The organism is Helicobacter sp. MIT 14-3879, assembly GCF_003364125.1.
In genome coordinates, this window is record NZ_NXLP01000017.1 from 18,415 (window position 1) to 30,090 (window position 11,676).

At 28.0% G+C, this 11,676-nt stretch carries 9 protein-coding genes and 1 pseudogene; 1 reads left to right on the forward strand and 9 read right to left on the reverse strand.

Annotation, left to right across the window (positions count from 1 at the left end; translation table 11 throughout):
- Positions 1-63 precede the first annotated feature (63 nt).
- From CQA44_RS08250 to rfbG, 9 genes and pseudogenes are all read right to left on the reverse strand, one after another.
- Positions 64-624 carry a hypothetical protein gene (locus tag CQA44_RS08250; protein WP_115546788.1) on the reverse strand — a complete coding sequence of 187 codons (561 nt, stop codon included), beginning with the start codon at positions 622-624 and terminating at the stop codon, positions 64-66.
- A gap of 37 nt (positions 625-661) precedes the next feature.
- Positions 662-1,876: a class I SAM-dependent methyltransferase gene (locus CQA44_RS08255; RefSeq protein WP_220272151.1), complete on the reverse strand. Its 1,215-nt coding sequence runs from the start codon at positions 1,874-1,876 to the stop codon at positions 662-664.
- Positions 1,877-2,202: 326 nt separating this feature from the next.
- Positions 2,203-3,507 (reverse strand): annotated as a pseudogene (gene rfbH / locus CQA44_RS08260) (lipopolysaccharide biosynthesis protein RfbH); the annotation flags it as partial.
- Between the two features lie 97 nt (positions 3,508-3,604).
- Positions 3,605-4,492, reverse strand: coding sequence for an NAD(P)-dependent oxidoreductase (locus CQA44_RS08265; RefSeq protein WP_115546790.1), 888 nt, complete (start codon positions 4,490-4,492; stop codon positions 3,605-3,607).
- On the reverse strand, positions 4,489-5,088 hold the full coding sequence (gene rfbC, locus CQA44_RS08270) for a dTDP-4-dehydrorhamnose 3,5-epimerase (RefSeq protein ID WP_115546791.1): 600 nt from the start codon (positions 5,086-5,088) through the stop codon (positions 4,489-4,491). The genes CQA44_RS08265 and rfbC overlap by 4 nt, the downstream gene beginning before the upstream one ends.
- Positions 5,089-5,091: 3 nt before the next feature.
- Entirely contained in the window at positions 5,092-6,000 is a 909-nt protein-coding gene (locus CQA44_RS08275) for an NAD(P)-dependent oxidoreductase (RefSeq protein ID WP_115546792.1), read from the reverse strand.
- Positions 6,001-6,072: 72 nt separating this feature from the next.
- Positions 6,073-7,257 carry a DUF563 domain-containing protein gene (locus CQA44_RS08280; RefSeq protein WP_115546793.1) on the reverse strand — a complete coding sequence of 395 codons (1,185 nt, stop codon included), beginning with the start codon at positions 7,255-7,257 and terminating at the stop codon, positions 6,073-6,075.
- A complete protein-coding gene (locus CQA44_RS12595; RefSeq protein ID WP_181881836.1) occupies positions 7,208-7,366 on the reverse strand; it encodes a hypothetical protein in 159 nt (52 codons plus the stop codon). Before CQA44_RS12595 ends, CQA44_RS08280 begins: the two co-directional genes overlap by 50 nt.
- Positions 7,367-7,387: 21 nt before the next feature.
- Entirely contained in the window at positions 7,388-8,470 is a 1,083-nt protein-coding gene (gene rfbG / locus CQA44_RS08285; RefSeq protein ID WP_115546794.1) for a CDP-glucose 4,6-dehydratase, read from the reverse strand.
- A 181-nt stretch (positions 8,471-8,651) separates the two neighbouring features.
- On the opposite strand from rfbG, the gene ileS reads away from it, so the two are divergent.
- Positions 8,652-11,399 (forward strand): isoleucine--tRNA ligase, encoded by a 2,748-nt coding sequence (ileS, locus tag CQA44_RS08290; RefSeq protein WP_115546795.1) that lies wholly within the window; start codon positions 8,652-8,654, stop codon positions 11,397-11,399.
- Positions 11,400-11,676: the final 277 nt, after the last annotated feature.

Here is an 11,676-nt window from a genome sequence, read left to right on the forward strand (position 1 = left end):
TATATTGATTAAACTGCCAAGAATTCTTAATAGGAGCTATAATAATTAAATTATCAAAATTAATTATAGGTGTATCCCCCCCCCATTTTTGTAAAGCTCTTTAAGCGTAGCTAAAAGTCTAGGAAATTCCTCAAGACTAAAGTGAGCAAAACAATCCCAATTTGGAGAGTGGTATAAAACCTTTGGATTATTATTTTTTAACATTCTTTGTTCTTTACCAAAAATAAGGCTTAATATTACCTTAGATGTTTCTTTTAGCTCTAAAATATTTAATGGAATAAATAATCTTTTTTGAAGTTTTTTAAATGAATTATAACAATGATTTACATAGCTATGCGTTCCAAAACTCACAGTATTTTCTTGAACTATACTTCCATTATTAAATGCTCCTCCGCTAGTTGTTACAATTTCTAGTTGCTTAAAATGCAAAATATCAAATTTATGTAATTTAAACTTCATATTTCGCTCCAGCTTTATAGGCTCATTTTTAATACCTCTAGTATTTAATGAATTGATATTTACATCTTGCATGTTATAGCGTTTATTTGGATTTAAAAGGCTTAAAAACTCTTTTGAATTTTCTTTTATTCTATTTGAAATATTAACTTCTAGGTAACTTTCCAATTCTTCATCCTTATAAAAAAATAAAACTAGATTCTAGCTAAACATTTATTATATGTAGTTTTGGAGTAGTTATAATGAATTTGCAATCTATTTTAACTATCTCTTTTACATTTGAAATTATCTCATCACTCACATTCCACGCTGGAATCCAAATATAATCAGGAACAATTTCTTTAAGATAACTTGGAGATAAAACTTTTATATGACTTCCGGGAAGAAATAAATTTTGCTTATGTGGGGAGGAATCAACTGCATATAAAATTAAGTCATCTTTAATGCCACAATAATTTAATATGGTATTTCCCTTTGCAGCAGCACCATAAGCTACTACTTTTTTATTTTGCTTATATAATCTCAAGAGTAAAGATAAAAATTTATTTTTTAAGTTTTGCATATTTTTTTGCAATCCAATATATCCATCTTTAGAATCTAATTTATACTGCTTTTCTAATAAAAGTATTTTTTGTATCTTTTTACTTATTTTTTTATTAACTTTACTAGCATAGATTCTAAGACTTCCGCCGTGTGTGTCTAATAAATCTATATCATAAATATACATATTTTCATTTTCAAATAAATTCATTACTGAATGCAAACTATAATAATAAAAATGCTCGTGGTAAATTGTGTCAAATTGATTATATTTTATTAAATTTAAAATATGTGGGAATTCAAAATTTGCAACACCATCTTCTTTAAGTGCTATTCTAACACCTTTAATAAAGTCTCTAATATTTGGTATATGGGCAAGAACATTATTTCCAATGATTAGGTTAGCTTTTGGAAGACTCTTTGCAAGATTAGAATCAAAAAAATCTTCTATCACTTTTATGCCTTTATTTCTAGCTACACTAGCTGTGCTAGTAGTTGGCTCAATTCCTAAAGAATTCATATCTCTAAAAAACTGCAATAAATATCCATCATTACAAGCAATTTCAATAACTTGCGAGTTAGAATCTAAATTTAGAATTTTTTTAATCATACTTGCATAATTTTTTGCATGATTAACCCATAAATTAGAATAAGAACTAAAATATACATAATCTTTTGAAAAAATCTCCTTTGCATTCTTATATTCATTAATTTGGACTAAAAGGCATTTTTCACATAAATAAACTTTTAGTGGATAATAAATTTCGCTATGTTCTAAATCTTTTAAAAATGAATTTGATGGTGGAGAAAAGCCTAAGTCAGCAATTTTAAAAGTTAATTTATTATTACAATTTTTACAATTTATATTTAAGGAATTCACGCTACACTCCTTAAATATAATAAATTAGAAGTTGTAGAATCTATATATTTAAAGCTAAATCCTAGAATCTCACAAATAGGTTCTTTAAAAAATAATTTAATTTCTAAGATTTTATCTTTAAGATAATAAATTTTATTTGGTATAAATACAAGTGAGTTGCTATTATAAAGCAATAGGGAGATTTTTATTTTAGACTCTTTATCTATACTTTGCACTCTTTTAAAATAAAAAGAAGTGCTAAATAAACTAGAGTTTAAAATATCCTTGCTAACTTCTTTGAAACCTATGGAATTACCTTGATAACCCCCCCCCCCATAAATAGAAATAAATTCTTTAAAAGAATCTATAATATAGCCTATTTGCTCATCACAAAGAAGCGGATACACGCCAAGCCAAAAACTATCATTCATCGCTTTATTTGTATTTTCTAAATTGCCAATAATTCTATAATCAACATTCTCTACTAAATGATTAAATGCGGGTTGATAGAGCATATTTCCAGCAAATAAATTGCGAGTTTGGATATTCTTAGATTCTAAAAATTCAACTATTTTATTACGATTAAAGGGAATATTATCTTTTAGTGTTAAAATAAATCCAAACCAGCTAGGGGTAGCATTCTCTAAAACCTTTGGAAATATAAAGTAATTTTCAAACTCTCTCAATCCATTTAAAATCTTAGAATGATTAATTTGTCTTTTTTGAATAAATTGTGGTAATTTTGATAGCTGTGCTACACCTATGGCTGCTTGCATTTCGGTAGCTTTTAAATTAAATCCAAAGTGGCTATATACATATTTATGGTCATATCCAAATGGAAGTTTGCCAAATTGCTGATTAAATCTTGCATTGCAAGTATTATCCTTTCCACCCTCACACCAACAATCTCTACCCCAATCACGCATACTAAGGGCAATCTTTTTAAGCAATGGATTGTTTGTATATACTGCACCACCTTCTCCCATAGTAATATGATGTGCTGGGTAAAAGCTAGAAGTTCCTATGTCCCCAATACTGCCTGTAAATTTATTATCATATTTTGCACCTAGTGCATCGCAGTTATCTTCGATTAACCAAAGATTATTTTTATTGCAAAATTCTTTTACATATTTTAAATTAAATGGATTACCTAAAGTGTGAGCTATAAAAATTGCTTTTGTTTTTTTGCTTAATGCACTAGATAATTCACTGACATTTATATTATGCGTCTGTATATCACAATCAACAAATACAGGTATAGCACCATATTGAATAATGGGGGCAATTGTCGTTGGAAAACCAGCAGCAAGAGTAATAACCTCATCACCTCTTTTTATAGCCCTATCTTTAAGAAGTGGTGAAGTTAATGTATAAAATGCTAATAAATTTGCACTTGAGCCAGAATTCACAAGCAAAGCATACGATACTCCTAAAAATTTTGCTAATTTATTTTCAAACTCTCTTGCATAATCTTTAGCAGTTAGCCAAAAATCAAGTGAGCAATCTACTAGGTTAATTACTTCTTCCTCATCATACACCCTACCTGCATAGTGTATTTTATCGCCTTTTTGAAAACCTTGTTTTTTATGTATTAGTGAATAATAATTTGCTACTTTAGAAAATATTTCTTGTTTTAACTTTCTATTATCCAAATTTTGACCTCCCAAATTTTCACTTCTAATGCTTAATTAAACGAAATTATAGCTTAAGTTTAGAGTTTTTAAATTTTGATTAGTATTATAAAAGTCTCTACTTTAGCGATTCTTTTAATAATCTTAATCCTTCTTCAAAGCTGGTTTTTTCCACCCAATTTGGTAGCTCATCTCCACCCTCAAATGGAATAAAATTTTCTCTATCCATATAAGGCTTTGCTCCCCAAATAATATTTAACTTTACTTGCATTACTTTTTCAAATATATTTGCTAACTCTTTTAATGTTTTTCTATGTTTTGTATGCAAAGCAAAGACCTTATTTCTAGCTAATGCTTTATTTTTAGATTGTAGTAATTTTATTAGAATGCTAAAAGCATATAATACATCATCAATATATAATATATCTATTAATTGCTCTCCTTTGCTCATTTCTAAAATCTCATTGCTTTTTGCAGCCTTTAACCATAGATTAAAAATCTTATTTCTAGTGTCATTTGCTCCATAAGTATCATTTAAATAAATATTGCTAAAAGTAATATTTGTAGTATTTGCATAAAAATTAATAATACTTTCAAATGCACTTTTTGAGGCTGCATATAAATTTAGAGGATTATTTGAGATGTTTTTATAAAACTGCCAAAAAGTCCCTACATTTATAAACCAACCTTTAAAATTACTAATAGCTAAAGCCTCGCAAATCTCTGTTCCAAAAGTGATATTAGAATCTATGATATTTTTTATATCATTACTTTTATGAGACTTTATATAAAGCGTGGCTAAGTGTATTACTCCATCAAAATTATTTTTATTTAAAAATAAAAGAAAAGAGTTAAAATCACTATATCTATAAACATTGCATTTATCTTCTATAACTTTAGATTCTGCCCTTGCTATTGCAGTTATATTATAAATATTATGAAATTTTAAAATAAAATTTGTGCCAATAAAGCCGCTTGAGCCTGTTAATAAAATATTTAATTTCAAAGCATAATTCCCTCAAAGTTATTATCTATAAATGCTGCATTCTTATCTTTATCTGATATATTGCTTATTTTTAGAGGCCACTTTATACATAATTTTGGGTCTAGCGGATTTAGAGACTTATAAAAATTAGGAGAGAAAGTCTCATTCATACTATATAATATCTCACACTCATTGCTTAAGGTTTGAAATCCATGTGCAAAACCCTCTGGCACATAAAGATACAAAAAATTTCCCTCTTTTAATTCTACACTAAAGTGCTGTAAAAATGTAGGTGAATCCCTCCTAATATCAACTACTACATCATATACACTACCTCTAATACAACGAACAAGTTTTGCTTCACAAAATGGATTATTTTGGTAGTGCATTCCGCGAATTACGCCCTTTCCTATACTTCTTGAGTGACTTTGTTGAGAGATTGGCTTATTTAATCCTATTGCTTTAAACTCACTAGCACAAAAATATCGCTCAAAATATCCACGAGAATCTTTAATTGGCTTAGATTCTATTATAAAAAGCCCAGATAGGTTTGTTTCTTTAAAAATAAATTTTTGGGAATCTATAATATTTTTGTAGGTTAAATTATCTTTTATCATAGCCTACCCAACAAGAGAGGCTAGTTTACTATAACCCCCCCCCATAGCTTTATATAGCAAATCTTTTATTCCATTTTTATAATTATACTTAGGTCTAAAGCCAAGATTAAATAATGGTGTAATATCCTCATTTATTTTCATAGCTTCATTTTTAGCATAAGGGACTTTGCCAAAATCTAGTCTTGAAATAGTATTTTTATATTTTCTAAATTCATCGAGTAAAGCTATACAAAAATCTTTTAGTTTCACTAAATTACCTGTTGCAATATCAAAACTAGCAAAATTACTAGATCTAAAAATTATATTAGCATTGTTTAAAAGTAATAAATAAGCACTAACTACATCTTTAATATATATAAAATCTCTTAATTGCTCCCCTTTTGTAAGGGGGATATTTGGTATATTTTGATTAAAAGATTTAAGCATTGATGGCACAAATTTATTTCCATCATCATTAAATCCATATATATGCTCGATTCTGCAATTAATTATTTTAAAATACTCAATAAAATTTGGCAAATAATCCCTTAGTGTCTTTTTGCTAATTGTATAATTACTAAAATAATCATTTTGCAATGTGTCTGCATTAAAAAATATGTCTATATTAAAGTTTTTAGCACACTCAAGCAACTTTAAACTAAATAATAAATTTGTCTCTACAATATGACTTAAAGGCTCATTATTTCTACCAAGACAACCTGCCGTATGAAGTATAATGTTTGGCTTATGTTTGATAAAAATATCCATCAAAGGAGTTTTATCTGTATCATATAATTTTAGTGGAAAATTTAGGATTCTAGATATATTTGATGTGCTTCTCTTAAGCCCTATAACTTTATAGCTTTTACAAAAAGCCTCTGCAAGATTAGAACCTAAAAAGCCATTTACCCCTGTAATTAAAACCCTTTGCAAATAATAACCTCAAATCTTAAATTTAAAAGATTCTAGCAAACTTTAATATTAATTTTTCTAAATTTATTATTTCTAAATATCTAATTCATTTACTTCGTATTCTTTTAGTTTTTGTATTAAATAATCTTTATTTAAATATAAATTCCCATCAACCCACAATCTTTGCTCTTTAGCTCCTTTAGAATTAATAGAATGCTTATTTTCTTGGCAAGAGATGGAATTAAAATCCTTAGAATCTACTACTAAATCACAAATAATTGGCAAGTATTCAATACCTTTAACAGCCCCGCAAATAAGTAGCATGTGGTCTGTCATATCACTACTTCTTAGGGCTATTATCTTAGAATTTGCTTTATTCATAAATAACCCATTAATGATACTTGTGCCATCAATGCTTAATATAACATTTGCATTCATCATTAAATTTACCTTCTCTTTTAAGTTGTAGTCCTCCATATAAACTCTCTTAAAACCATATCTAGATTCTAAAAGCTCCAAAATCTCATCTTCATTTACTAAATATCTTCTTGGAGATTTATTTCTGCTAATAAAGATTCTTTCATACTTAAGAGGAAAATTTTTATCATATAGTTTATTTTGGATTTTATTAATTGCTGGAAGAATATATTTTTCATTGCATTGGGGATTGGAACAAAAATATATATTTTTAATATCATAGTTTTGATAATCAAGATATAAGATTTTAGGTATATTTTCTAACTCTAAGATCTCATTTATAAACCACTTATAATACCTTGCAAAGCCCCTATATTTTGGTGGAGCAACTATATAAAAATCCAAATTATTATCTCTTGCATATTTAAGAAGTATTAATAACCTAGCATAACTCTCAAATACAAAGTGATACATATTTGAAAACCACGCACAGAAAAATATAATTTTTGGCTTTGATTTATCATTAAAAATTTTTCTATTTTTTCTAGCACTAAGAGATAGGTACTTAAAATAAAACTTTTTTATATACGCTTTTAAATCATCTTTATTTTTTATCTTAAAAATTGATAATTGTTCTAAATAGTCAAAAAATTCTTGCTGATATGTTTGATCGCTACTTGAATTTAAGCTCTCATTAATAACTTTATTATCTTCAAAAACTCCACCATAAGAGCATAGCTTGGCATTTTCTTTATGATAAATCTTAACTTCATTTAAAGGAATGTGTAAAACAGAGCTTTTATTTTCTAGCTCATTTTTTAATATCTCTAGCTGCCCCCCCCCTATTTTCATTTGTAGCATTTAGATACATTTTAGCTACATAATATATAGAATCTAGCTTTGAAATATCCATTATACTTTTATATTCCAAGCTATTTTTTAATATTTTTTTACTTATTATTAATTCCATTATATAACCTTTAATTTAATTTTAAGCATTCATTTTAGATTCATTAATATAATTTTTAAGTTGTGAGTGGCTTAGAATTTCATTGCTTTCATAAAAAGCTTTATACCATTGTATTGTCGTTTTAATAGAGTAAAAAGAGTCATAAATAGGCTTCCATTTTAAAATATTATTTGCTTTTGTGCTATCAAGCATTAATAAATTTGCCTCATATAAGGATTTATCAGCATTTGGGATTTGTATTTTATAATTTATTTTATTCCAAAGCTTTTTTGTCTCTTCTAAAATACATTTAACACTTAAATTTCCCTCCATACTAGGACCAAAATTAAAGCTAGTAGCAAATTCACTTTTCCCTTCCATTAGCTTTTCTCCAAGCATCATATAACCTCTTAGTGGTTCTAAAACATTTTGCCAAGGTCTAGTAGAGTTTGGATGGCGGATAAGTGTAGCTTCATTTCTTTGTATTCCTCGCATTAAATCAGGAATTAATCTATCATCACTAAAATCTCCTCCACCAATAACATTTCCAGCCCTTGCAGTAGCAATCAACACTCTATGCGTTTTATTAAAATTTTTTAGGTTAAAAAAACTTTGCTGCATAGAATTAGTAATAATTTCTGCACAAGCCTTAGATGAACTATATGGATCACATCCCCCACCTATTGTGTCATTTTCTCTATAACCCCAAATCCATTCTTTATTTTCATAAACTTTATCAGTAGTAATTACAACAATTGCACTTAGCTCTTTTAGCTTTCTAGCAACTTCTAATATATTTAATGTGCCAATAGCATTTGTTTGGAATGTATTTATAGGATCTTTATAGCTCTCTCTAACAAGTGGTTGTGCTGCGAGATGAAATATAATGTGTGGGTTAAAATCTAACAAAGCCTTACTAAGAGACTTAATATCTAGTATATCTTTAAAAACACCATTATTCATATTTAATAAATCAAAATGATTTAACTTATCTTTTGGAGGAAGTGAGTAGCCAAACACTTCAGCTCCAAAGTTTTGAAGCATTAAATTAAGCCAAGAGCCTTTAAACCCTGTGTGTCCTGTGAGAAAAACTCTCTTATTTCTATAAATATTCAATTTCTGCATCCTAAAACTTTAAAAATTATAGATTATAAAACTACACAAATAAATTTTTAATTAAATCTTTAATATTTCATAAACTTAAGCATTTAAGGCTAGATTTTTAAATACTTTAAATTTGATTTATAACTTATTTCTATTTTTTGATAGAATCTAAGCTTTTTAATTCTCTTTTTAAGGTTGTTTTATGGATTATAAAGACACATTAAACTTAGCTCAAAGCAATTTTCCAATGAGAGGAAATCTCCCGTTAAATGAACCACAAACCTATAAATTATGGCAAGAAAATAATATTTTTTCAAAAATGCAGCAAAATAGAAATATTAGCACAGAATCTTTTACCCTACACGATGGACCACCTTATGCAAATGGGCATCTTCATGTAGGACACGCACTAAATAAAATTTTAAAAGATATAATAATTAAATATCACTATTTTAAAGGAGAAAGAGTCTATTACACTCCTGGTTGGGACTGCCACGGGCTGCCAATAGAACAACAAATAGAAGTTTCTCTTGGCAAGGATAAAAAAAATAACTTACCGAAAAGTAAAATTAGAGAACTTTGTAGGGAGCATGCTAAAAAATTTATTGAAATTCAAAGCAGAGAATTTCAAAGCTTTGGAGTATTAGGAGACTTTAATAACCCTTACAAAACTATGGATTTTACTTTTGAGAGTGATATTTATAAAGCTCTTTGTGAAGTAGCAAAAAAAGGGCTTATAGCTGAACGTTCTAAACCTATATATTGGAGTTGGGCTTGTAAAACTGCCTTAGCAGATGCAGAAATAGAATATAAAGATAAAACTTCAGATTCTATATTTGTATCATTTAGTTTAGATGATGAAGCAAATAAAAAATTAGGAACTAACAATGCAAAGGCTGTAATTTGGACTACCACTCCTTGGACACTACCTGCTAATCAAGCAATATGTATGAATCCAAATGAAGTATATGTAGTTACAAAAGAAGGTTTTATTTTCGCAAAAGAGTGTATTAATGCTATGAAAAATCTTGGCTTAAGCAATGGAGAAATACAAAAAGAATTTAATCCAGTTGAGCTTGAAAATCTAAATGCAATTAATCCATTAAATAACAGAAAATCTAAAATCATATTAGGAGAGCATGTTTTAATGGGAGATGGAAGCGGATTAGTGCATACCGCACCAGGACACGGAGAAGATGACTATTATATTTGCTTAAAATATAATATTGATGTAATAATGCCTGTTGATGATAGTGGTTGTTTTAATGATGACTTACAAAAGCTTGGGCTATTTAAAAAAGAGGTATTAAAGGAATTTATAGGGCTGCATATTTTTAAAGCACAGGATAGAATCTTAGAATTACTTGGAGAGAATTTATTACATCATACAAAAATCACACATTCATATCCATACTGCTGGAGGTCTCATAAGCCTGTAATTTATCGTGCTACAAAACAATGGTTTATTTTAATGGATAAGCCATTTTTTCAAGGTAAAACACTTAGACAAATTGCACTAGAAGAAATAGAAGATATTAATTTCTATCCAAAAAGTGGGTATAAAAGAATAAAATCAATGATAGAAAATCGTCCTGATTGGTGTATATCTAGGCAGAGAGATTGGGGTGTGCCAATAGCATTTTTTAGAGATAAAAAAACGAAAGAAGTATTATTAGATTCGCAATTACTTGATTTTATCACAGAATCTTTTAGTAAAAACGGTTGTGATATATGGTGGGAAAAAGATATAAAAGACCTTCTACCGCCAAGTTGGCAAAATAGGGCAGATGAGATAGAAAAATGTGGTGATAATATATTAGATGTGTGGTTTGATAGTGGAAGCACTTGGCTTGCAGTATTGCAATCTAGCAAATATAATGCGGGTAATTACCCTTCAAATATGTATTTAGAGGGAAGTGATCAACATAGAGGTTGGTTTCAAAGCTCACTTTTAATTTCTTGTGCTATAAATCATAAAGCACCATTTAAAAATATCATAACGCACGGCTTTACAATAGATGAAAATAACGATAAGATGAGTAAGTCAAAAGGAAATGTAATATTACCAGAATCTGTATTGAAAGAATATGGAAGCGAGATTCTACGCCTTTGGGTTGCATTAAGTGACTATCAAAGTGATTTAAAAATTTCTAATAATATTTTAAAGCAAATTAGCGAACAATATAGAAAGATTAGAAATTCTATTCGCTTTATACTAGCAAATACAAATGACTTTGAGGTAGATTCTAAGACTATAGAACTAAGTGAAATTGATAAATGGATTATCAATGAAGCAAATATAATTTTTCAAAAAGCAATTAACTTATTTGATGAATATGAATTTTCAAAATCATTCAATATAATTATGGGATTTATTAGCAATGAACTTAGCGGAATCTATTTTGATTTGACAAAAGATATTTTATATTGTGATAAAAAATCTTCTCGCCTAAGAGCTGGAATCCAATTTACATTATGCCTAATTGGTAAAAAATTATTTCATTTCCTAGCACCTGTTTTAACATATACAATAAATGAAGCTATTTCTTTTGCCTCACCAATGCTAAAAGGTGAATGGAATGATGTATTTGATTGCAAATACACACAAATACCTTCATACACTCTAAATACTGACTTTAAGAAATTACTTGAGATTAGAGAAATATTTGGAATAGAAATAGATAAACTTAAAAAAGATAAAATAATAAAAAGCTCATTAGAGCTTGAAGTGGCAATAGATTCTAATATAGATAAAGAAATTCTAGCTCTTTGGCTTATTGTTAGTGAAATTAAAAAAGAGCCTAGCAATAAAATAGCTAGCTTTAAATTAAGCGATGGAGTAGAAGTTAGCATATCTAAATCAACCCTTTATAAATGCCCTAGGTGTTGGCGGTATATCACAAAAAACAAAGATTGTCTATGTGAAAGGTGTAAAGAAGCAATTAAATAAAAGATTTATTTTTAGTAGAATTTAAATTTACTAAAATATTTCGCACTTGTGCAAGCTCCAAATACAAAATATAGATTCTTATAATTTTGTTGTATTGGCTAAAGAAATTTATACATATAAAAAGATAAAATTTGAATAACTAAACTTTTAAAAATCATTTAAGTTAAACACAAAGATTATACACCCCCATCATTGGGATTAACCCTAAATACTTTTCTAGCAATTCTTCTAAAATACACTCTTAGCCTTTGATTATGCACAACAGCCCCGCCAAGTA